The sequence below is a fragment of the Nostoc sp. DSM 114159 genome, from assembly GCF_053470285.1.
The window spans coordinates 1278557-1302791 of sequence record NZ_JBPFEH010000001.1 but is presented as its reverse complement, the minus strand read 5'-3'; the positions used below and the strand labels follow the sequence as shown (position 1 = coordinate 1302791).

Genomic DNA, 24235 nt, shown 5'->3' with positions numbered 1-24235 from the left:
ACTATACAGATTTATTAGTATCATCTTTAGCACATGATTATTAATTTGTACAGTAGTTAATTAATAAAAATTACGAATTACGTAGCTTGCTTCTCGCCTTTGGCGAGTATTACGAATTATTTAACAGGAGTCTTGATGAATACACTACAGCTAAAGCAGGTAGAGCAATTGCAAGCCACTGCGAAGAAGATGGAAGTAACGCTGGGTGCGATCGCTGATGCTGTAGTCTGGGTAGGAGAAGACGGACTCATTCAATGGTGCAATTCTCGCTTTGAGTCTATAGTAAACCAATCTCACGCTACTGTCTGCGGTGCGAAGTTAACTGACTTGCTACCCCTGACACAATTAGGACAACCAGTTGCTTTATCATGCTATCCTGATGCGCAAATACTCAATGGCGAGTATGAAACAACAAATTATCAGTTGCAGCAAGATGAGCAAATAACACTACAAATTTCTGGTAGCTCTACCGGAATGACTGGCGATCGCTGTGCCATACTGGTAATTCGGGATGTCACGCTGACGCAACGAACTCAAGAATCCTTGCAAGAGATTGAGGAGCGATTGCAGACATTAATTAACGCAACACCCGATATTATCTGTTTAAAAGACGGTGAGGGAAAATGGCTGCTGTCAAACCAGGCTAACCTGGAATTTTTAGAGCTACAAGGCGTTGATTATCAAGGCAAAACAGACTCAGAACTGGCAGAATTTAGCAATTTTTATCGCGATGCTTTGCTCAACTGCAATAAAACAGACGAACGAGCTTGGCAATTGGGATGTGTGCATCGGGTAGAAGAAGCTGTTCCTCGTCCTGATGGGACAGTGAGCAGTTTAGATATGATTAAAGCTCCCCTATTTCACCAAGATGGTAGACGCAAAGCCTTGGTAGTTTTAGGACGGGATCTGAGCGAACGCAAACAAACCCAAGTAGCTTTAGAAAACTCTCTGTCTTTATTAAGCGCTATCTTTGAATCGATTCAAGATGGTATATTAGTAGTCGATAGCTCAAGTAAGATCGCTAGTTATAACCAAAAGTTCTTAGAAATGTGGTCAATTCCACCAGAACTTTTGACGGAACCAGATCGTACTCTGCGACTAGCGTATCTAGCAAATCAATTAAAAGATCCTGATGAATTTTTGCAACGAGTCCGAGAATTATATTCACAGCCGGAATTAGTTAGTTACGACTGGCTAGAACTAGAAGATGGCAGAGTATTTGAGCGCTACTCTTGTCCTCAGCGCATCGGCGAACAAATTATTGGTAGAGTGTGGAGTTTCCGTGACATCACCCAGCGCCAAAGGGCAGAAGCAGCACTGCGACAAAGTGAATTACAATACCGCAGTATTTTTGAAGCAATTAATGATGGACTATTTATTACTGAAATAGAGACTGAAAAAGTCGCCGAAGTTAATCCGGCTGCTTGTCAGATGCACGGTTACTCTTATGAGGAATTTCTCACTTTACATCCATCTGCTTATATTCATCCAGACTCGCATTCTGTTTTTCTAGAGTTTGTCGAGAAAACCCGATGTGGCGAGCAATTTTATGGACAAGCTGTTGATATCTGCAAAGATGGCAGTTTAATAGATGTGGAAGTCAAAGGAACGACTTGCATTTACAATGGCAAGCGGCATATTTTAGCAATAGTCCGGGATATTACGGCTCGCAAACGCACCGAAGAAGCGTTACGCCAAAGCGAAGCTCAGTACCGCGATTTGGTGCAAACAGCCAACTGTATCATTCTGCGTTGGGATGGCAATGGTGACATTATATTTTTAAATGACTACGGTCAAAGGCTTTTTGGTTTCGATATAGATGAAATTATCGGAAGCAATGTTATCGGTACAATCGTTCCCGAAACCGAAACTTCTGGGCGCGATTTGCAGACATTAATGGTTGATATTTGTCAGCACCCAGAAAATTATCTATTCAACGAAAACGAGAACTTATGCAAAAATGGCGATCGCGTCTGGATTGTCTGGGCGAATAAACCCATTTTAGATGCCCAAGGAAACTTAATCGAAATTCTTTCAGTCGGTACAGATGCCACAGAACGCAAACGCGCCGAAGCAGCTCTCCAGGAAAGCGAGTTAAAATTCCGTAGCATTGTGGAAAATGCCAACGATCTGATATTTGTGCTTTCGCCAGAGGGAATTTTTACTTATCACTCGCCAAATGTGACTGCAATCATGGGCTACAGCCTAGAGGAAATCGAAGGTCATTCTGTGGTGGAGTTTACCAAACCGGAAGACTTAGCAACTAGTGCCAGTGCCTTACAAAGGGCGATAACTGGTGAAAAGCTGACTAATATAGAAGTGCGATTGCGACACCAAGATGGTAGCTGGCGATGGTTCAACTTTAACACTTCCACAATTAACACTCCTAGCGGTGTTGCGATCGCCGGCGTGGGACGCGACATCACAGAACGCAAGCAAGCAGAAGAAGCCTTGCGTCGTAGTGAAATGAAATACCGCAACATCTTTGAAAATTCTCAAGTGGGGATTTTTCGCACCTGCCAAAAAGATGGATTGATTATCGATGCGAATCAACGTAGTGCCGAGATATTAGGTTTTACCTCTGCTGCTGACTTAATTGGCAAGTATTTCACAACGGATTTATATGTCAATCCAGAAGATCGGGTGCAAATGTTAGCAGAGTTAGAACACTCCGGCGAAGTTCGCAATTTTGAAGTAGCACTGCGACGCTTGGACGGATCTGTTGTTTGGGTACTGTTATCACTTCGTCTCAACGCCGAAGAATCCTGTTTGGATTCTGTTTTTACAGATATTAGCCAACGCAAACAGCAAGAACAAGCTTTACGCTTAATTGTTGAGGGTACAGCCGCGAAAACAGGCAATGAATTTTTCAATTCTTGCGTTCGTTACCTTGCCGAAGTCTTGCAGGTTCAATATGCCTTAGTAACTGAGTTTGATGACGAGCCAAAAACAAGAGTCCGCACTTTGGCATTTTGGTGTAATGGGGCGATTAACGATAACTTGGAATATGATTTACAGGGTACTCCTTGCGAACACACCTTGCGAGGGAAGATGTGTCACTACCCGCAAGCAGTGCAAACTAGTTTCCCAGAAGATGCCGATTTAGTGAAGATGAATGCCGAGAGTTTTTTTGGCGTTCCTCTCACCAGTTCATCCGGCGAAATCATCGGACATCTAGCAGTAATCGATGTTAAACCCATGAAACCCGATCCGGGACGGGAACTGATTGTGAAAATATTTGCTGCCCGTGCTGGTGCCGAATTGGAACGCAAACAAGCAGAAGCAGCCTTACAGCAAAGCGAGTTAAAGTTTCGCACTATTGTTGAAAAAGTTAACGATGTGCTGTTTGTTCTTGATGCCAATGGGGTTTTCAACTATATTTCTCCAAATATCTTGAAGACTACCGGATTTGCCCCCAGCGAAATGGAGGGTAATTCTTTGGCATTTTTTACTCATCCCGATGATGTGCCAAAATGTCAAGAAGTTGCCCAAACTATCCTAGCAACAGGTGAGGGAATTTCCGGGACTGAGTACCGCGCTAAACATCGAAATGGGGGCTGGGTTTGGCTAACTAGTAATGCAGTCCGCACGCAAGATGCCCAAGGTAATTTTCAGATTGTCGGCGTAGCTCGTGATATTAGCGATCGCAAACAAGCAGAAGCAGCTTTGCAACGTCGAACTCAAGCCGAAAGTTTAATCAGCAGCGTTTCGCGGCAATTTATTGACCAAGATTTAGCAACAGCAATTAATTTTACACTGCGAGCGATCGCTGAATTTATTGATGCTGAACACAGTTGCATCTTTGAATGCTCCCAAGATAAAAGTGAATTCAACCTGATCCATGAATGGTGTGGTGAAGATGTTGCACCATTAATTGATATTGCCAGAGGTTCGCCTGTGGAAGTTTTCCCCTATTTCTACGAGCCGATTCTCCGTGGTAGGCATCGACAAATCTCTTGTGTGGAAGATTTACCCCTGCATCTACCTGAGCGACAACTTTTTGAAAGTATGTCGTTTCAATCTATACTAGCTGTGCCAATGGTTCATGCTGGCAAAGTGGTTGGGTTTGTTGGTGCAGCGATGATTCACTACTCAAAAACCTGGAACCAAGAAGATATTAATTTATTAAAACTGGTAGGTGAAATAATTGCGATCGGTCGAGCTAGACACCAGGCAGAAGAAGCGCTGAGAATTGCCAAAGAAGCTGCCGAAACTGCCAACCGAGCCAAGAGTGCTTTCCTGGCTAACATGAGTCACGAACTCCGCACCCCTCTAAATGCAATTTTGGGTTTTTCCCAATTAATGGAGCGAGACATTAGCCTTAACTCCAACCAGCGCGAATCATTAGCTACCATTAATCGCAGTGGAGAACACTTGCTTAACCTGATTAACGATGTCTTGGAAATGTCCAAAATTGAAGCTGGACAAATCATTTTCAACCCCGAAGACTTCGACCTATATCTGCTGTTGCAAACATTACAAGAGATGTTCCAAGTGCGGACACAGGCAAAGCAATTGTTTCTCAAATTTGAAATGGCTCCCAATCTCCCGCGTTACATCCAAACAGATGAAGGTAAACTCCGCCAAGTTCTCATAAACCTTTTGGGTAACGCCGTCAAGTTTACTCAGAGTGGCGGAGTAACGTTGCGGGTGAGCTTGGGGAGTGGGGACTGGGGACAAGGGGACAAGGGGACAAGGGGACAAGGGGACAAGGGGACAAGGGGGCAAGGAGGACAAGGAGGACAAGGGGGACAAGGGGGACAAGGGGGACAAGGGAGAATTATTAAACAACTCTCTCCCTTGTCTCCCCCCTCTCCCTTGTCTCCCCCCTCTCCCTTATCTCCCCCCTCTCCCTTGTCTCTTCCCAATGCCCAATCTTTATTCTTTGAAGTCGAAGACACTGGACGGGGAATAGCAGCAGCAGAAATGAATAACCTGTTTCAGCCTTTTGTCCAGACAACAAGCGGTATTCAAACTAAGGAGGGAACTGGACTCGGACTGACTATCAGCCGTCAATTTGTGCGGTTGCTGGGAGGCGATATTTACTTAACGAGTAGCGTTGGACAAGGGTCTATTTTTAGCTTTGATATTCAAGTGAATTTAGCCGCAGCTTTGAAAGCTGCACCAAAATTGAATAAGGGACGCGTACTCAAGCTAGCAGAAGGCCAACCTTCTTACCGTATTCTCGTAGTAGATGACCGTAAAGAAAACCGCGATCTGATTGTGCAACTTCTTGGTAGCATTGGTTTTGAAATTCAGGCTGCGACTAATGGACAAGAAGCGATCGCTATTTGGCAAACCTGGCAACCTCACTTAATTTGGATGGATATGCGGATGCCTGTAATCAACGGCTACGATGCCACTAAAGATATTAGAGCCAGGGAAAAAAATACAACTAGAAATTTCCGCACCGTAATTATTGCCCTAACTGCCAGTGCTTTTGAAGAACAACAGGCAAGTATCTTAGCCGCAGGTTGTGACGATTTGGTTCGTAAGCCATTCCGAGAGCAAGTGATTTTTGAAAAGATCGCTGAATATTTGCAAGTACGTTATATATGTTCAGAAGAAAGTAATGAAGATACAATCGGCAACAATTTAGAGAATACTCAATCTACTATCTTGGATCTTCGCTCTGCAATTACCATTATGCCTACCCAATGGCTAACAGAACTTAATCAGGCAGCCGTTGAAGTCGATGCTGAAAGGATTTTGCAACTAATTGAGCAAATTCCCCAAACTCATTCTGCTTTGGCAGAAAAATTGGCAAATTTAGTCCGCAACTTCTGCTTCGATGAAATTATCGAATTAACTGAAAAAAATACCAATTATGAATAACAAAACTAAATTCTTGACTTTTGTCACCGTCATGCTAACAGTTTCTTCTTTGACTATTAGCACAGTTGTCGCCAAGGCGAAACTAACGAATCAGTCAAAACTGTTTATTAACGGTATTGGCACAGTAAAAGTTGGCATGACTGTCTCTCAAGCGGCAAAGGCTGCTGGTACTAAGCTAGTAGGCGATTCCCCAAATAATAATTGCTATTATGTTAAGCCAGAAAAGGAACCCAAAAATCTTTCGTTCATGGTGACAAAAGGTCGAATTTCGAGAGTAGATGTGAGGCAAAATAATCAGATTACTACCTTCAAAGGTGCAAAAATTGGCGACACCGAGGCGCAAATCAAGTCTCTTTATCCAGGACAAATTCAAGTCACACCTCATAAATACGTCCAAAACGGACATTACCTAACTTTCATCCCGAAAGACCCTAGCGATCGCAACTATCGCCTAGTCTTCGAGACTGATGGTAAGCTTGTCACTGAATTTAGAGCGGGTAAATTACCAGAAGTCGAATATGTTGAGGGCTGCTCTTAATTTGGCTGATTACAGCTATTTTCAGGTAAATAGACCACGCGGTAGGGGCACAGGATTGCTCATTAATGTCAACTTAACGCCAAACCCCTTGTCCGCCGGAAATTAAAATTCCCGTCTCATAGCTAAAGTCATCTGAAGATGACTAAATATCGCCAAAAATTTCCAGTCTTTCAGTAGACTTAAGCTAAAAGCCGGAAAATTTATTTCCGGGCGGGGATGTAAGCCAACAGATAACCTATTTCCAGCTGAAGTTAACACATATCAGTAATGCTGTGCCCTGAGGACAGATGTGGTTCAAATACATGAAAACTGCTAGAAGAAGGGTTTGCAAGTGTCAAAAAACGCACATTTAGGGGGATGATATAAAATGTCATCTTCGTTGTCATAATTTAGGAGCTTTATGACGATCAAATCTTCAAATTCGTTTTTAGCAGTAGCACTGGCGATCGCTTCTTTGAGTTTTCCTGTATCCGTCAAAGCCGATACCGTAAATGCCCGTTGCGATGTGTTCCCAAAAGGAGAAGACCGCGCTACATCCTCTGGCCCTTGTACCTTTTCCCAACGGCAGGGTGCGGTTAGCATTCAACTGGAAAATGGTAATAGCTATGACCTGCTCCCTTCGGGTAATCGACCCGGCAATTATCGCGATCAAAATGGTGATGCTGCCTATCGACAATCTGGACTTGGCGATCGAGGACAGATTTATCGTCTCGCCAATGAGTCGATTTTTGTCTATTGGGATACATCTGCCAATGGACAAAACTCAGGTAACAGAAATGGTAGGGTTGCTGCTAGGCGTCAGCCGGAAGCGGGTACTACCGTCTCTCGGTTGAGCGATTTAGTGGGAGCAAGGGCAGGACAGGCAGAAAACACAGTGAAAAAACGGGGCTATCGATGGGTAAAGAGTGATGGTTCGGGCTACAGCTACTGGCTAGAAGGCAAAACCAACTACTGTGTAACAATTCAAACAGATCAAGGACGCTACCAATCGATCGCTTACACGGGGAATTCAGAGGATTGTAAGAATTAGTTGCTATCTGGACAAACAATCCAATTCAGAGAGTACTGAGAGGATAGACCTCTGGGCATTTGTGCTTTTTGCACTCTTGAGGAAAAGGGTAAAGGTTAAAAGGGAAAGGGACAATACAGAACCTTTTCCCCTTCCCTTTCCCCTTTTCCCGACAAATGCCAAAAAGTCTACTGTATCAGGCACTCTCGCTCGCCTCAGCATTTCGGCTGGAATCTACTGTAATCAACCTAACTGTGCAGCACCGCGCACCCTCGCAATCTCCGCACGCGCGGCTTTGGCTGCCGGACTATCGAGATTGTCCGTAGATGCAATTGCTGCTGCAAGATCGATCGCCGCATCGAGTATGAACCCAGCGCGTTTTGCCGCTTCAGGCCCGGATGAGGACTTGATCTCTCTCAGGTAAACTCGCCGATCTTTCGGTCGGTTAGAAATCGCAGCCAGTTCGGCTTCTGTCACGATTCCGTTTGCAACATCGTCAGCCAGCAGGACGCGGACAAACTTGCGCTGACGCTGTTCGGAGAACCGCCACGCAAGCAAAATCGCAACCGTTCCAATGACGATGCCGATGGGCAAGAAGCCGATAAACCCACCAACGGCATCCCAACAGCTATGAGCCAGACAAGCCAACAGAAAGAAACCTACCAAAACCGCGAGCCGATGTCCGAACGAGCGATTTTTCGCTTCGAGGAAGTAGCCAAACCCCGTACCCGCAACCGCCGTGTAGAGCGAGTGACTCCAGAAACCGCTCACTGTACGCACTACCAACACCTGCAACGTATCAGCAACCTGCTGCGACCCAAAGCTGGCGTCGGGAGCGCCCACAATGTAAGACACGTCTTCAAAGACCTGAAAGCCAAGACCCACAAACGCACCAAGCAGAAACCCGTCGTAGGAGTTGCGGATATGGTTGCGTGCTAGTAAAGCGAGCATGACCAGCCCGACGAATTTGGAGCTTTCTTCCACGATGGGTGCGGTGAGGGCCGGACTCCAATGGCTATAAAAGTCGAGGCTGGTCAGCTTCGCAAATAGCGATAGGATTGCACCATTGCCAGGGACACCCATAACCCACGGCGCTACTAGTCCGCCCCAGAGAAAGCCGAGCAGCGCGAGCTTGGCTGGCTCGCGTTCATAGCGATCTTTGTGGGTGAGAAACCAGATCCAAGGCAGGCAATACAGTGCCTCAGAGGAGAGGGCAATAAACAGAGCAGTGGGATAGATGGCGTTGGCGAACAAAAATCGGCAGAAGACGTAGGTGCCTTTGAGTACGAGCAACCAATACAGGTAGCACGCCGGGTTGTGCGGCTGAAAAAATCGGACGGAATTGCTCCAGCCTGAACGATCGATGGCAGTCTTGCGGATTGTGGCCTCACTCTTTGAAGTGCTAATCACGAATTGCCCTCCTTTGGTTTAAATGTGATGCTCTTAATCATGTCAGCGATCGGTTGCTCCAGTTGTGTGGAGGTAGCGGCCGGGCCCTTCACAATCACTTCGACTGCCTGACCCTTGCGATCAACGTATGCGAGCAGTAGACCAGTATAATCGGAACCATTAATTCTCTTAGCTACTCCGGCAACCTTTTGCACTGTTGTAACGGGAACTGTTTTACCCTCGACAACAAATTCATTCTGTTCTTTCGCTATCTTGTTAAGAAGTTCTTCCGCAGTTCCCCTCCAGACGCCGCTCTTGACGCTAAACGTGACGCCATCTTTGAAGACCTCTGCGGTTGATGAACTCCCGACAGGAAATGGTGTCTTAGTTATCACCCAGCCTTGAGTTGGCGTAAACCTTACGGAACCAACATCATAAGCTGTCCCTGCTAAAACTTCCTTGTTATGAACAGCCTCGTCGATGGCTGGCATGACTCCCGACCATAAAAACACCACAAGATAAACGCTCACCGTCGGCCAAATGAGCCGGCGATCGAGTCCAAGCAGTCGATATTCAACCGGTACAGGGGCTTCGTATCTTAGGGGGGACATACAATTTTCCTTTTTGCGGTGCTAAACAGGCGTGAAGCTGATGAGGGTGATTTGTATTTTGTCGTGTCTCAAAAGATGGTCGTTGGTAGCCGCCGAACTAGGCGAACTATATTATATTGGGCAGAAATTTTTTGCCTCAGATCCCGCGCATAATACGCTGTTCGAGGTGTTTAGACTGTTGCACTTCCAGCGATCGAGAAAACTGTTAGGAGCAATGCGTTTATCACATCGCTGCTATGACGCGTTTCAAGCTTTTGTTTAGTAGACTTCTTGCAAAAGTAGGGGAAAGGGGAAGGGCTGAATGGCACGCTTGTAAAGCTCGAAAGCTTGTGTAGTCTCGTTCCCAGAGGCAGAGCCTCTGGTCAAGAAAGAGGAGGCGAAGCCTCTCAGAATGGGTTAAGAGCCTGGAGACTCTTAACCAGTTAGGGCAAGGGCTGTGTCTTAACAAGCGTGCCATTCCCCTTTAACCTTTGACCTTTCCCCAACATCTTGGCATTTGTTACTTTCGCAAGATGTCTAGTATTGAAAAGCAACCATCACAAAATCCCGACTGAAAGTTCAAAAGGAACTGTTCGATTTCTGTCCTTATTGTTACCCTTTAGATACACACGAACTGTATAGTTGCCACTTTGTGACAAACGAACGTTTCCGTCGTTGCCCGATATTGAGCTGTTATAAATTGCTCGATCTGTGCTGCCTGGTGAGAGAATGTTAAAGTATGCTGCTCCTTTGGTAATCAACGAAACCGAGAGCCTTTGCCCTGCCCGCCCATTCAGAATATAGTCATGGTATTGGTTGCCCGTAATTGAAGACCGTATAAAAGTGTTGTCTTTGCCAGCGGAAAACCTTACGGTCGTATGAGCCTGAGCTAACGACGGTGCAGTGAAGCTAAATGTGAGCGATGTGGCGATCGCCGAGGCGGCTAAAACACTACGAATAAGAGTCAAGGCAGAGTTTCCCATGTGATAGTTTCTCCAGCGCAAGCAATTCTTTGTTTATTGTTCTAATTAATCTGCAAACCGTTTAGCTTAATTAAATTACCCCAAGCAAAAGTATTAATCTTCAAATTTGAAGATTGGTACTATGTTGTTGATGGTATCAAATCTATCTAAATGTATCTTGATTTTTGTTTTCTCGTTTTACCTTTAGTATTTATTCAGATTTACCTCGATTTTTCGTCTATTAGCTAGTGTCGAAGGGAGCAATGCGATCGCATCTGCACTAACACGAAGTCTTGATGCCACCGATGTAGCGAGTTTTGAACTGCGAAGATATGGGTTTCGTCTTTGTCTTGACGAAACCCAACAATACAGCAGACTAGAAACGAGTTCTGCCACTGCTCCAGTCACCTGAATCGCAAGTACCACGGAAATGCTCAATTCCATTAATGGCAATCCGTCCACTGCGTCGATCGATCTCAACACGCGGATGATTTAGTCCATTTACTTGGTATTTTCCCGTGATTTGCTCAGGTGTGACACGGAGATCCTTAAGGTTCCACCATCCATCAGTACCACCTGAATTAATTGGCGGGATGAGCCTTCCGCCCAGATGAATTTTTCCCTGCATATTACGAATCTCGACTTGAACCTCAGAATCGAACTCGTTTGTCGAAGACTCTACACGATTTTGCTGTTCATAGCGATGACGACGTGAGTTCCATTCATAGCTATTGCGGTTTTCAACACTTGGTTTGCGACCTTCACCGTAGCAGATTAAGGTCAGTCTTTGCCGCATTGAATTGTCACTGTTGCGCTCAGATGCGCCTTGCTCCCGGAGATAGGTATCGATCGCAGTTTGAGCTTTACCAATTTCTCTTGAACTACAGGAACGACCATTTTGAACTAGCTCCCCTTGAGGACTAAAAAGGACAGTGCAACCGCTTCCTCGTGTCATCCCCGTCACACTTAAATTACCGTTGTCTACAGTGTCAATTATCGCTTGAGCATTCACAGAACTCGCGACTGTAAGTGTAAGTAAACCCAGCGCGCTCGGCGTTAAAGCCCGCAATGTTTTCATTGTGATGTTGATTGTTGTTTTGAATAGATATGAATTAATGGGATAACTCTATCACTAAGAGATTGAATGGTAAAGTGCCTAAACCTTAGCAATCGCAATCAGTAGCAGGAGAATTTTATTCTTTCTGCGCTTTTTATTTTTCAATCTTAACTATCAATGTTTGACAATCTATTTTGGACGGTAAATCATCATCTGACTGAGTTAAACCAAAAGTAGCAATCACTTGTTTCGTGGTCTTTTGGATAACTTTTTTGCTTTGCTCTGGTTTTAATAATCATCTTGCACAAATACAAAATTTGCCCTCAACCCCTTCTGCCAAAATTGCAATAAAGGGAGCCAATCTCAAACTCCCTCTCCTTTGGGAAAGGGATTTAGGGTGAGGGCTGATATTACTCCTCATTTATCGACTTTATTTCTTCTGGTAGTAAAGTAGTTTCATCTTTAGGACGTTCGCCATCTACGGATTTGGCTATAGTTGTATAGGGTTTGATAATTAAACTGACACCAATCGTCCAACCTAATGCAACCATCCAACCTGCAAGAATGTCACTAGGAAAATGAACCCCTAGATAGAGACGACACCACGCAATCGCGATGATGTATAAGCTGCCGAATATGAGAACCAACCAGCGCCAAGAGGTAGCCCAAGTTAAGAATAGTAAAATTGCTACCAGTGTTACACTCGTCATCGCATGAGCGCTGGGAAATGCAAAAGTAGACTCAGGTGCAATGGACTGCCACAATTGTGGACGCACTCGATGCATTAATTGTTTTGCGGTGCGGTTGATGATGACGCTTCCTGCTGAGGCGGTGAGTAAATAAGCTAGCGATCGCCAGCGTTTTTGCAGTAGCAATATGAGTGCGATCGCACCCAAAATCACCATTGCCGTCCCAGGCAAGCCAATTGTAGCTAGGGTGACAGCTAAAACATCTAACTCTGGGTTTTCTGTAGAATGAACTGCTAACAAAATCGGTACATCCCACGGAAAGCCCGCTTGATTCTTCCATATATTCACTGTCAGGATTTCAAAAATCTGCAAAGGCAAATAGACTCCGAGCAAAAGGAGTAAGAGCGATCGCCAACGAGCAATCAACAGGTTTTTGAGAAAATCAAGCGGCGATTGACTCTCTTTATTGATTTGTTTCTCTTTTTCCATGTCTAAATTTAAAAGGCGATCGATGACTTCAGTGATTACAAACTACTGGAAACTTGAGAAGTTCCACAATGTTTACAGTACGACAAATGCTTATAAGTAAGATTATGACAGTTATGGCATTCAATGTACTGATAATAACCGCAGTGAGGACAGTAAGTATCAAGTCGAATTTTCTTGGCACAATTGACACATCTTGATTTTTGAACTCTGCTAGCTGCTTGGACTTTAGCGTTAAAGACAAATTTTTGAAAAAATTGGATGATTCCAAAACCAATAACTGGAATTAGCAAGATATAAACATAATTTATCAGGAAAAGTAAACCACCAAAAATGGCACTGACTATCTCAAATAAAAATTTGAATATTGCACCTATTTGGAGAAATTCAAATATTTTAACGATTAATGGGATAAAAAAGATAACTAGCAAATGCCAGCTAATTAGCGAGACAAGTCCATATCCTCTTCTTTGCGCAAATTTATGAACTGATAAGCCAATGAGAATCAGTGGTAAAAGAAAGAGGGACTGAAAACCAAGTTGGATACTTGGATACCAAAATGACGCCTGATGATAGCCTTGCTCGACTTCTTGAAATCGATTGTCATTTTTAAGAAAGGCTATAAAACTAATGCTTTCTGGTTTGGCGAGTAGTTCATTTTTAAGAGTAGAAATTTCTTGTTGAAGAGTAGAAATTTGGCGATTATTTTCTTCTAATCTCTGTTTAGCTTTTTCAGCACTGACTTGATTAATTGATTGTTCGCGATTCTGTCCGGCAATTTTTTCTAAGAGCGTTGAGTCATACTGAGATTTAATAGTGCTATTGGCTTGTTCCAGTCTACTAATAGTTGCTTGTTTTTGCTCGATATTTTTGATAATTTGCTGCTTTTCAGAGTTCTTAATCTTATCTTTGTAATCGCCATATTGCAAACACGTTTGAGAAACCTTACCTAGATGTCCTGCTTCGGCTTGTTGATAGTTTCCCCGAAAACTAAATTGATTGTTGGTGTAAGATGACAATGAAAGTCTAACAATTTCATAGTCTTTATCTTGATTAGTTTTTGCTCGGTAATTTTGCCACTCTGAATAACATGGATAAGCCTCAGTTGGACTGATATGCCATCTGCTAATATCATCGAGTCCGGTAAAAACATTAATTAAGATAAAAATATCAACTATAATAATGACAATCAAACTGACTTTATTCAGTGGTTCATTGTTGATTGTTCTTGAATTACTAAAAAATTGACTCAAAATTTGGCGAATTCTGGCAAACATATTCTCTTTTAAGTAAATCTAAATTTAATCCGAATCAATTTTAGGCGATCGTTAGTAAATAGCTAGACAAAAATACATCTACCGATCTGAAGATTTGTTAACTGCTGATAAAAACAAAATTCCCGACAACTTTTACGAAGTCAGGAATCGGTGTTTTTCAATTCTCACAAATCAGGCTGCGGTCAAAAATATCATAACTTTCACCTGAAGTTGACACAGTTGATGACTGTGTACCCCAACTCAATACCGTTCGGTTAAGAGGATGTTTGAAAAGTATTTTTGGTAACATCTAAATCTCAGAAACCTAACCCCCCTAGCCCCCCTTCCCTACAAGGGAATGGGGGTTTCAAAGCCTCTCTCCGCTTCGGGGAGAGGTTTGGAGAGGGGTTTATAGTATACTTTGTGACTTTTCAAACAACCTCTAAGAATATTCGTCGCACCTGTGTACTCGATCGCAATGCGACAAAGTTTAAAGTACCTCAAAACGACTTCGGAGTACCTCAAAACGACTTCGGAGTACCTCAAAACGACTTCGGAGTACCTCAAAACGACTTTGAAGTACCTCAAAACGACTTCGGAGTACCTCAAAACGACTTCGGAGTACCTCAAAACGACTTTGAAGTACCTCAAAACGACTTTTAGACTCGTTCCCAGCCTCCAGGCTGGGAATGTATTTAAAAGAGGTTCTACCTCTTGTCAAGCTATGGAGGCGGAACCTCCCAGAATGAGTTCCCAGCCTGGAGGCTCTTAACCAGTCAGGATAAAGGCTGTATCTTAACTTAGTGCCATTCGGTTTAGGGGGAGTTGCAAAAAAATTGTAGGTTGGGGAGCCACAGCGCTCTTGCGTGTTCCTTGCGTTGTAGCAAGTGGCGTTGGAGGCTTTGCCAAAGCCAACATCCTGATATATGTTGGGTTGCGCTTTGCTCCACCCAACCTACGTCTAATGCACTATTTCAAGCTTGCCACACTACTACACATTTCTATTTTTTAGGCAAAACCTATGCAGTATTGCAACCCTACTCAACCCTATTTAGCAGCGAAGTAGGCTTCTAATGCCTCAGAACCACCAATTAATTTACCATCGATAAATACTTGGGGAACTGTTGTTGCACCTGCAACTGCTTTTAGCGATCGCGTGGTGATATCCTTACCCAAGGTAATTTCTTCGTAGTTGATGCCATGTTCCTTGAGCATTGCCTTAGCACGGGCACAGTAAGGACAACCCACTTTCGCAAACAGGGAAACTACTTCGGGCTTAACTGCTTGGGGATTGATGTATCTGAGCATTGTCTCAGCATCCGACACCTTAAAGGGATCTCCTGGCTCCTCTGGTTCAATAAACATCTGGTTAATTACACCATCTCTCACCAGCATAGAATAACGCCACGATCGCTTGCCAAACCCCAGGTCTGATTTATCTACTAATAGACCCATCCCTTCAGTAAATTCCCCATTCCCATCAGGAATTAGTGTGATATTTTCTACTTCTTGATCCTTTGCCCATTCGTTCATCACAAAGGCATCATTAACAGAAATACAGATAATATCATCGACACCATTCTGTTTGAAAATTGGAGCTAATTCGTTGTAACCAGGAAGATGAGTAGATGAACAAGTCGGAGTATAAGCACCTGGTAAAGAGAAGACAACTACTGTCTTATTAGCAAATAGCTCATCGGTTGTCACATCCACCCATTGATTGTCCTTGCGAGTATGAAAAGTGACATTGGGTACTCTTTGTCCTCGGCGATTGGGTAACATAATTTTGCTTGCCTTTAGTAATCAATTCCAGTCATAACCTATCATGGGAGAACTGGTACAATGTAACTATCAATCGTCTAAGAAACTTCATTAATGAATGGAGCGATCGCTGCTACAAATTCAGTGGTTGATTCATACGGTAAAACATTACGCCCATTTATTTTTAAACCTCGACTTTCAGGCAAACAACCAAGATAGTGAGCCAAGCGTTCATCTGGCGTTTCTTTTTTATTGTCTTGGCTAATACTGGATGCAATTTCACCCATAACTGCTAATGTTGGTTGCCCAATCGAGGCCATAAAACTAGTATAATCATCTCGCCAAAACCCTGCTAAAAAAGAAAATACTGCATAGCGACTAGCAGGATTTTCTGCACCTGCAAGCAATGTATTTAACCATTCTGCATCCACAGCAGTTTCAGAAGCAAAAAGTTGGCGAATCGAAAAAGAACGTAAAAATTTTGGAGTGCGTGCATACCGATAAAAAGCACTACCAAAAGGCGAATCTAACACATTCCAAAGGAATTTCTCTTGCCATTCTGGTGGTTTATTTGTCATCAAAGCCCATGTTGGCGGCCCAGCAAGTACCAGTCCGGCAATTAAATTTGATTCCTTTTGGACTAATTGAATAGCAACTGGCAATAAAGCGCCTTGTACTACTAGAATAACCGGTTTTTGGACTACTGTTTGTAAAAAGAACTGCAACTGTTCTGCCCAATCACTAGGAGTGTAAGCTATACGGGGCATATCACTTTCACCACATCCTAGTAAATCCGGGTTATAAATTGAATTACGCTGACCTGTACTATACCACTCGCGACAAAATCGTTGCCAAAATCGCCGCGACAATCCCACGCCAATCGGATGAATTAATAGTAAGGGAATGCCCTCAGATGTTGTATTAATTGGTTGATGTACTTCGTAGGCACAACGATAATTCTGCCAACTGTAAAACTGGCTAGGAGATGCTGTCAAATTAGTTGTGTTAGCTACAGCAGATGGTTGCATAATTCCTAGTTTTTAATACGTGCTAAAAAATCATCTGTGGATGAATCAATTTGTATCCAGCTTCTTTGAGCTTTTCATTCGATACCCAAGCATTATATGGGCGAGTACTCTTGATAGATGTATCCCATTCTACTTTGGGTAAATTATGTTTTTCAAATAAGCTATCTAGCAAGTCTCGGCTGGTAAGATGTGCATCATCTACCAGATTGTAAATTCCTTGCAAACGACGCTGACGGGCAAATTCTATCGCACCAACAATATCATCTAGATGAATCCAATTTGTGGTATCCTCACCATTGCCCGGACGGGTTGTACCAGAATATCTACCAAATATTTTCAACAATTCTCTACCATTTCCATAAATCCCTCCTAAGCGGAATATACAAACACGGAGATTTTCGCTAGATGCCGAGAGCAATACTTCTTCTGTTTTGCAGAGGATTTGGGCATTTAAATTAGCAGGTGCAAGCGGTGTTTCTTCATCTACCCATACACCATTTCTGTCACCATATACGGCATAACTACCTGTGTAGATTAATTGTTTTACACTCTTAATCTGCTGTAAGCACGAAACTAAAGTTTGGGCAGTTTGTAGATAAGTTTTTTCATAAACTTCTCCATTTTTTGCCCCAACACTCAAAAGTACAACTTCTTGATTGTGCAAAACAGATTTTAGACCATCTATATCATTACCACTGGTAACTACAACTCTTTGAGATACTGATTGTAGGGCGGCAACACGCTCAGGAGAAGTTGTGGTTACACTAACAACAAAATTCATATCTTGCTGCCAATATTGAGCAACTTTATAACCAACATAACCACAACCAATGATTGCAACGTTCATGACAAATTAGACACAAATAAATTAAACTACTCATTGAGATGATTTTCTCAATTTAGACTGTCTGGAAGTCAATAATTTTAACAGTCCAGAACTAATAGTCAATAATTAACAGTACAGAAATTTTTACCTAATGACTATTTCGCTAATTCTTTCTCAATTATGGCAATTATTTCTGGTGAATTTGGCTGGACACTACTATTAAATCGAGCGATCACTTCACCTTGCTTATTAACTAAAAATTTTTCAAAGTTCCAAGCAACATCTCCTGTTGGCTCAACAGCTTTAGTAAGTCGCTCATAAAGTGGATGCTGTTGTGAACCTTTGGCATGAACTTTATCAAATAGTTCAAAGGTAACACCATATTTACTCGTGCAGAATTGCACAATTTCTTCATTGCTCCCTGGTTCTTGCCCACCAAAATCGTTACAAGGAAACCCTAAAATACGTAAACCTGCTTCTCCATACTTTTGGTTCAACTTTTCTAACCCCTCGTATTGAGAAGTATAACCGCAGAAGGAAGCCACATTTACAATTAAGAGTACCTTATCGGTGTAGTCGTTTAATTGCTTATCTTCACCGTTGATGGTCTTGACTGCAATATCCGAAATTGTGTTATTCATCTGAAATTTGATTGATAGGGAATATTGCCAAGTCTCCCATATTACAGGTACTTTAAACTCGGTTTCTTTAAGGAAATTACGTTTGTTAGTCTTGTTGTAACAATTCTATGTGAGTTGTGTAGTTGCAAAACCCTGTATCTTGCAGAAATAGCTCGAGAAAGCTATTGTTTCAGCATAAATACGTTACATTTACGTTGCTTTTAATACCGAATTTTGAGTGCGGTGATGAATCGATCTAGGTTGAAAGCTACAAAGAATTGACTCTTTGTATCAAAAGTTAACAACATCCTGAATTCTCCAATTTATGATTTTGGAAAATAGGTAGCTAGAAAGAATATAGTTACTTTTTTGTTGCATCATGAATTATATTTCATCACAAAAACTAAAAAACTGTATCATAAAATACAGTTTTTTAGTTTTAATAGTGAATAGAGCTAAAAATCACATTGTTAGCTTAAAAGAGCCATTTTAGGGTAGTTCTTTGTACCTGATTTTTTATTGACATTATTCCAGACAATTTTGGGCGCTTTTTCAGCTAATTTTTTTAAAACATTTAAAGATTAAGTTAAAAAGACTTGACTCTTCCAGAAAATACATCATAAATTTCTTACGAAGAACTATAAAAAATATTTACAGATGTGCCAATAGTTTCTTAAACTCCTACTAAGGTTATTTGAGTTTCTGGTTTTTCAACAATTTGTCTAAAGAAAAAATATCAAAACCTACTGGATCTAATTTCGGAGAGTATTTTTTTCTGCTTAACCTGCTTTTTACCTTTTTTAAGGATGATTTGGAGGATAATACTCAAATTCATGTACAAACAAAAATCGAAAACCAAAAATAGGCATTCGTCTGCAAAAAATTACGTTATCAATTCACAATCTAACTCTAAAGTCAAGCGATTTAATTTGATTAAGCGACTTTCTCCCAGTTGGCAAGCTTGTTTACCTATCGCTTGTCTGATTGTGTTGGGTTGGGGTTATGCCGCAGTTGCCCAAACTCCAGCCGCAGCGCCAACGACAGCAGAACTCAAAATTGCTATTGATACCCTGTGGGTAGCGATCGCTGCTTTTTTAGTGTTCTTCATGAACGCTGGTTTTTGTATGTTAGAAACTGGCTTCTGTCGCCAGAAAAATGCTGTCAATGTTCTTTCCAAAAACTTGATTGTATTTGCTCTGTCTACCGTTGCCTTTTGGTCAATTGGTTTTGCCTTCATGTTCGGTGATGGCAATGACTTCATTGGATTGAATGGGTTTTTCTTAAAAGGAGCAGATAACAGTCCCGCTACAGCAGACGCTTATAAAGGTGTGTTCAATGCCATTAATTGGGCTGGTGTACCTTTAGCAGCCAAGTTTTTATTCCAGCTAGTGTTTGCTGGAACAGCAGCAACAATCGTTTCTGGTGCAGTAGCCGAACGGATTAAGTTTGTTGACTTCCTAATTTTTAGCCTTTTACTTGTAGGTATTGCCTATCCGATTACCGGACATTGGATTTGGGGTGGTGGTTGGCTAGCAGATAGAGGCTTTTGGGATTTTGCCGGTTCTACGGTGGTTCACTCTGTAGGTGGCTGGGCAGCTTTGATGGGAGCAGCATTTCTTGGCCCCCGTCTTGGTAAATATCAAGACAAGCAAGTTGTAGCAATGCCCGGTCACAACATGAGTATTGCTACTTTGGGCTGTTTGATTTTGTGGTTGGGCTGGTTTGGTTTCAACCCCGGTTCTGTCATGGCTGCCGATCCTGGTGCGATCGCTCATATTGCTCTAACTACTAACATGGCTGCTGCTGGCGGTGGAATTGCTGCCACTATCACAGCTTGGTTGTACTTAGGTAAACCAGACTTGTCAATGATTATCAATGGTATTTTGGCTGGTTTGGTTGGGATTACAGCATCTTGTGCTTACGTAGGTGTCGCTAGTTCTTTAGTAATTGGCTTCATTGCTGGGGTACTGGTAGTTTTCTCTGTAACATTCTTTGACAAACTTGGCATTGATGACCCAGTGGGAGCTACCTCAGTTCACTTAGTTTGTGGTATTTGGGGAACCCTAGCAGTTGGTCTATGGTCTGTTGGCCCTGGTGCTTTTACCTGGTATACACTTGGCCCAGAAAAAGGTTTATTTTCCGGTGGTGGCTTTGGACAGTTTGGTGTTCAGTTGCTGGGCGTTGTCTCAGTAGGTGGGTTCACTGTTTTACTCAGTAGTATTTTTTGGTTGGCACTAAAAGCTACTTTAGGTATTAGAGTATCTAAAGAAGAGGAATTAGAAGGTTTAGATATTGGCGAACACGGTATGGAAGCCTACAGTGGATTTCTTAAAGAAGGTGATGCAATGGTATTTTCTGATGAACAAACCTCAAGTGGGAGATATTAGGGAAAATATTTCTTTAGCTCACCCTCTGGCATATTCTGACAGCAGAAATCATGTATTTGAACCACACCTGTCGTAGGGGCGTAAGGCCTTGCGCTCCTACCGCGTGGTCTATTTATCTGAAAATAGCTGTAATTTGAGCGACCAATACACCATTAGTTGATTGAACTGATTTTGCTTCTCTACCGAAGCGGGGAAAAGTAGGGGGTATAAAACCTCCTGTCCGGTTGTTGAGTTTCGACTACGCTCAACTGCCGCGTAGTCGAAACACTGCCTCCTTCAATAATTTAGCGATCGCATTTTACCTTGTGAAAATTTTATGCTTAAAGGCTTAAGAGTTAGTATGCTGCTATTGGCAGTGATGGGAAATTTAGCATGGTCATTTAATGCCAAAGCAAATTTTAACGGCAAACTCACCGTAGAAATTGATGGCTTGAAGAATAAAAAAGGACAAGTCTGTGCCAGTATATTTGCTAGCAGTGAAGGATTTCCTAGCGATGGCGATCGTGTCTTACAAAAACAGTGTACCAAGATTACTGAAAATCCCTTACCACTTACCTTTAATAACTTGAAAGCAGGTAGTTACGCCGTTGCTGTCTTCCACGATCAAAATAATGACCGCACTCTCAATACCAATCTTTTTGGTATACCAAGGGAAGGTTTTGGATTTTCCAGCAACCCAGAAATTCGCACAAGAGCGCCTAAATTTAGCGAAGCAGCATTTTTAGTAGTAGGGCCAGATACTAATATCCACATCCAGTTGAAATACTTTTAAGCTGATAGCAGATTCAGCTTAGTACACTGCCAATACTTTTCGGGTTTTGGGGAAAAGGGGAAGAAAAAATCTTTAACCCAAACCCAGTAACCTTTTCCAAAACCCAATTCCTAATTAAAAATGCACAAACGAGAAGTATTGGGTACACCATCAATAGACTTCTTGCAAAAGTCGGGGGGAAGGGGAAAAGGGTAAAGAAACTCAAAATCTTTTCCCTTTAACCTTTCCCCTTTTCCCTAAAAGTGCAAAAATATATTTTTGCAAGAGGTCTAATATCAGGTTCGGTTAAACACTTATAATAATATCTGTAGGTTGGGGAGCCACTGCGCCCTTGCGGTTCCCCGACTTGAAGCACGTGGCGTTTGAGGAACGAAACCCAACATTTGATCCTTGTTCATGTTGGGTTTCACTGCCGTTCAACCCAACCTACATTGATAGATTTTATTATAAGTAATCACCCGAACTTGATATAATCTCTATTGTTGTGAATTATTCTCAGAATCTTCCTGTAGACTCTGTTGCTCTGGCAAGTCACGTATTCGTATTCGATTCATCTGATTTAAAGCATATCGTGCTGTTGCTTGCACATCGGCATCTGGATCTTCTAGCGCATGGTGCAACATCTGAGTCATTTGACCCATCATGTCATAAACGCGCGTCAGGTCACGAATCGCATTTTGCCGCACTTGTGGACTTTCATCTTGAATTGAAATTGCTAAAGCACGGTTCATTGGTTTGAGTGTGCGGATGCCAATTTCTGACAAAGCTGCCAAAATTAAGCTGCGTTCTTGAGAATCAGCATCAATTATCAGGTCAACCAGATGTTGAATTGCCCGCGAATCTCCCTGCTGGCCCAAATCCCAAATAGCCTTGCGCCGCTTGGTTGGGTCAGAACTGCGTAAATCTTGAATTAATTCCTCAACGATATTGAGTTTAGCAAGACGGGAAGTTTTTTCTGGTAACAGTAATTGTGCGGAAAATGTTGGTGGTGGAGGAGGTGTTTGTAAATGAGTGACAGTCTCCAGTAAAGGTGGTGTAATCGGTTCTTTGTTAGCTTCACTCAAACTTTTAGGTTCTGATATTTCGGACTTTTGCACTTGCTTTCTCTTTTGAAACAACCTCAGCAGATAAAAAAGTGCGCCAGTACATCCTAGAACTCCAATGGCAAATAGTAACCACCAGACAAAACCTCTCTCAGGTGCTTTGGGATTTGCAGAAGTCGGAGCAATAGCAGTAACTTTTGGAGAGGTAACTTTTGGAGAGGTGAACAACTGCTTTTTCGCCTCTATTGCTGCTTGCAGTTTCTCCTGAGTCGCCGGGCCAGCAAGCCCATCTAATTTTAAACCTTTTACTTTCTGGAATTTAGCGACAGCGATTTCCGTATTGGCGTTATACTGTCCATCTACTACATCCCTGTAGTACCCCAACTGCTTTAATTGGGTTTGTAGTCTCTGCACATCTGATTTTCGACTACCATATCTCAAAACAGCTGGACTAGCAGTAACTGTTGAACTAGCTTGTGCAAGTTCTAAAATTTCAGGTGCTAGGTTAGGTGTAGCTGCATTTGAGCGATTTGGGTAAAAACCCACGCAAGCAAAACAGGTAAATATCAGAATTGAGGAAGGGCATAGCCTCATATTGCAAGTTTCAGCTTGAAGGTGCTTTTCAAATCTTCGATACCACAATAGCTTCTAGACGACCAAATGTTAACTGTCATTTTTAATTGAGAATTGGGTATGGGGCATTAGGAGTGCTATTAGCGTCAACGGGGCGTTGAGCCAGTGCTGAGTTAGGAGTTAAGAATTAAGAGTTTTGTTTACCCCCTTGTCCCCTCATTTCCCCACTGAATTACGAATTACGAACTTGTACTGAGTTTCGACTACGCTCAACTACCGCGTAGCCGAAGTATTACGTAGCTTGCTTCTCGCATGAAGGCGAGTATTACGAATTATTTTAACAAGTTAGGGTAATATTTCTGGTTCCGATTCTTTAACTGCGAGGCTGATGGGGTTCAATTTTTTAGCAGATGCTTCTAAAACTGGTTGCTGTATATTAGCTATCTCGCCGACAGTAACTGTGTCGTTTTGTCCTGCTAAAGTATCGCGTTGGTTAATGAGATAGATGCTGATTAAAGTGAGAAATACTCCTACCCACTGCAACGGACTGAGGACTTCTGAGAGGAAAAGATTGCCGAATAGTAGCGCAAAGACGGGTGTTAGGAAGGTGAGAGAACTAAGACTCGTGAGACTGCCACTAGAAGCAAAGTAGAAGAATAACCCATAAGCGATCGCACTGCCGAATACGGTAGCATAACCCAAGGCCATGAAATCAGTTCCTCCCAGATTTTCCCACTGCTGGGATTCAACAACTGATGAAATTCCCCATAGCGGCAATCCGCCCAAAATCATGTGCCATCCCGTAGCGCTTACAGGGTCAGCATGTCGGCACACAAATCGAATCAACACTGTTCCCACTGCCATTGATAGTGCTGCTAATAGCATTAACCACTCGCCACTAGCAAACAAATCTTGCCAGTTGCCGATTGTCATATTTGCGCCTGAGTCGAGAAAATGTAAAATCCACTCATCAGGTAAGCCAATTAAAGTAATGCCTGTGACTCCCAAGCCTAGCCCCAGCCATCCCCAAAAACCAATCTGTTCTTGGAATAGCCACAACGACAGCAAGGCAACAGCCAAGGGTTGCGAGTCAATCATCACAGACCCCAACCCTGCACTAGTTCTGACTAATCCCTCTGCCAAAAAGCCTTGAAACAGCGTCCCATCTACTAGGGCAAATAAGGCAATCCACAGCCATGCAGCCCAACCCTTCGGCTGGGGTTTACCCATGAATGCTGCTGCAATCAGAATTAACATCCCTGCTGGTATCAGACGCACACCTGCCATGAATAGCGGTGTAGTATGGGGTATCACTCCTTTCATCGCTACCATTGCCGTCCCCCATAGGAAAAAGGGGGAGATTAACAACAGGGGGGCGAAGGGAAGTCGAGATGCACTGAGTTTCAGTTGCATG

The 24235-nt window shown here is 42.8% G+C and carries 18 protein-coding genes; 6 read left to right on the top strand and 12 right to left on the bottom strand.

Annotation, left to right across the window (positions count from 1 at the left end; translation table 11 throughout):
- The first annotated feature begins 135 nt into the window (after nt 1-135).
- From ACR5KR_RS05095 to ACR5KR_RS05085, 3 genes are all read left to right on the top strand, one after another.
- Entirely contained in the window at nt 136-5835 is a 5700-nt protein-coding gene (locus ACR5KR_RS05095) for a PAS domain S-box protein (protein ID WP_448265714.1), read from the top strand.
- On the top strand, nt 5828-6373 hold the full coding sequence (locus ACR5KR_RS05090) for a hypothetical protein (RefSeq protein WP_445627499.1): 546 nt from the start codon (nt 5828-5830) through the stop codon (nt 6371-6373). Before ACR5KR_RS05095 ends, ACR5KR_RS05090 begins: the two co-directional genes overlap by 8 nt.
- A gap of 400 nt (nt 6374-6773) precedes the next feature.
- Nucleotides 6774-7403 (top strand): hypothetical protein, encoded by a 630-nt coding sequence (locus ACR5KR_RS05085; protein WP_448265713.1) that lies wholly within the window; start codon nt 6774-6776, stop codon nt 7401-7403.
- 222 nt (nt 7404-7625) lie between these two features.
- Here the strand turns inward: ACR5KR_RS05085 and ACR5KR_RS05080 are convergent, their stop codons facing one another.
- The 6 genes from ACR5KR_RS05080 to ACR5KR_RS05055 all read right to left on the bottom strand — a co-directional run bounded on the left by ACR5KR_RS05080 (nt 7626) and on the right by ACR5KR_RS05055 (nt 13832).
- A complete protein-coding gene (locus ACR5KR_RS05080; protein ID WP_448265712.1) occupies nt 7626-8792 on the bottom strand; it encodes a PrsW family intramembrane metalloprotease in 1167 nt (388 codons plus the stop codon).
- Nucleotides 8789-9262 carry a hypothetical protein gene (locus ACR5KR_RS05075; RefSeq protein ID WP_448265711.1) on the bottom strand — a complete coding sequence of 158 codons (474 nt, stop codon included), beginning with the start codon at nt 9260-9262 and terminating at the stop codon, nt 8789-8791. The genes ACR5KR_RS05080 and ACR5KR_RS05075 overlap by 4 nt, the downstream gene beginning before the upstream one ends.
- 656 nt (nt 9263-9918) lie before the next feature.
- Entirely contained in the window at nt 9919-10344 is a 426-nt protein-coding gene (locus ACR5KR_RS05070) for a hypothetical protein (RefSeq protein ID WP_448265710.1), read from the bottom strand.
- 355 nt (nt 10345-10699) lie between these two features.
- Nucleotides 10700-11401, bottom strand: a complete 702-nt coding sequence (locus ACR5KR_RS05065) for a hypothetical protein (protein ID WP_448265709.1) — start codon at nt 11399-11401, stop codon at nt 10700-10702.
- A gap of 389 nt (nt 11402-11790) precedes the next feature.
- Complete coding sequence (locus ACR5KR_RS05060; protein ID WP_448265708.1) at nt 11791-12558, bottom strand: phosphatase PAP2 family protein; 768 nt, start codon at nt 12556-12558, stop codon at nt 11791-11793.
- Between the two features lie 35 nt (nt 12559-12593).
- On the bottom strand, nt 12594-13832 hold the full coding sequence (locus ACR5KR_RS05055; protein WP_448265707.1) for a hypothetical protein: 1239 nt from the start codon (nt 13830-13832) through the stop codon (nt 12594-12596).
- Nucleotides 13833-14234: 402 nt separating this feature from the next.
- Here ACR5KR_RS05055 and ACR5KR_RS05050 point away from each other — a divergent pair, with 402 nt between their 5' ends.
- Nucleotides 14235-14474 (top strand): hypothetical protein, encoded by a 240-nt coding sequence (locus ACR5KR_RS05050; protein ID WP_448265706.1) that lies wholly within the window; start codon nt 14235-14237, stop codon nt 14472-14474.
- Nucleotides 14475-14858: 384 nt separating this feature from the next.
- Here the strand turns inward: ACR5KR_RS05050 and ACR5KR_RS05045 are convergent, their stop codons facing one another.
- From ACR5KR_RS05045 to ACR5KR_RS05030, 4 genes are all read right to left on the bottom strand, one after another.
- Nucleotides 14859-15593 carry a glutathione peroxidase gene (locus ACR5KR_RS05045; protein WP_448265705.1) on the bottom strand — a complete coding sequence of 245 codons (735 nt, stop codon included), beginning with the start codon at nt 15591-15593 and terminating at the stop codon, nt 14859-14861.
- A gap of 77 nt (nt 15594-15670) precedes the next feature.
- A complete protein-coding gene (locus tag ACR5KR_RS05040; RefSeq protein WP_448265704.1) occupies nt 15671-16600 on the bottom strand; it encodes an alpha/beta fold hydrolase in 930 nt (309 codons plus the stop codon).
- 22 nt (nt 16601-16622) lie between these two features.
- Nucleotides 16623-17447, bottom strand: coding sequence for an SDR family oxidoreductase (locus ACR5KR_RS05035; RefSeq protein WP_448265703.1), 825 nt, complete (start codon nt 17445-17447; stop codon nt 16623-16625).
- Nucleotides 17448-17581: 134 nt separating this feature from the next.
- Nucleotides 17582-18067, bottom strand: a complete 486-nt coding sequence (locus ACR5KR_RS05030) for a glutathione peroxidase (RefSeq protein WP_448265702.1) — start codon at nt 18065-18067, stop codon at nt 17582-17584.
- A gap of 812 nt (nt 18068-18879) precedes the next feature.
- Between ACR5KR_RS05030 and ACR5KR_RS05025 the strand changes: the two genes are divergently transcribed.
- Nucleotides 18880-20433: an ammonium transporter gene (locus ACR5KR_RS05025; protein WP_448265701.1), complete on the top strand. Its 1554-nt coding sequence runs from the start codon at nt 18880-18882 to the stop codon at nt 20431-20433.
- A 316-nt stretch (nt 20434-20749) separates the two neighbouring features.
- Complete coding sequence (locus tag ACR5KR_RS05020; RefSeq protein WP_448265700.1) at nt 20750-21205, top strand: DUF2141 domain-containing protein; 456 nt, start codon at nt 20750-20752, stop codon at nt 21203-21205.
- Nucleotides 21206-21681: 476 nt separating this feature from the next.
- Here the strand turns inward: ACR5KR_RS05020 and ACR5KR_RS05015 are convergent, their stop codons facing one another.
- Nucleotides 21682-22842 (bottom strand): peptidoglycan-binding protein, encoded by a 1161-nt coding sequence (locus tag ACR5KR_RS05015; protein ID WP_448265699.1) that lies wholly within the window; start codon nt 22840-22842, stop codon nt 21682-21684.
- Between the two features lie 324 nt (nt 22843-23166).
- A complete protein-coding gene (locus tag ACR5KR_RS05010; protein WP_445627511.1) occupies nt 23167-24234 on the bottom strand; it encodes a DMT family transporter in 1068 nt (355 codons plus the stop codon).
- Between the last annotated feature and the right edge of the window lies 1 nt (nt 24235).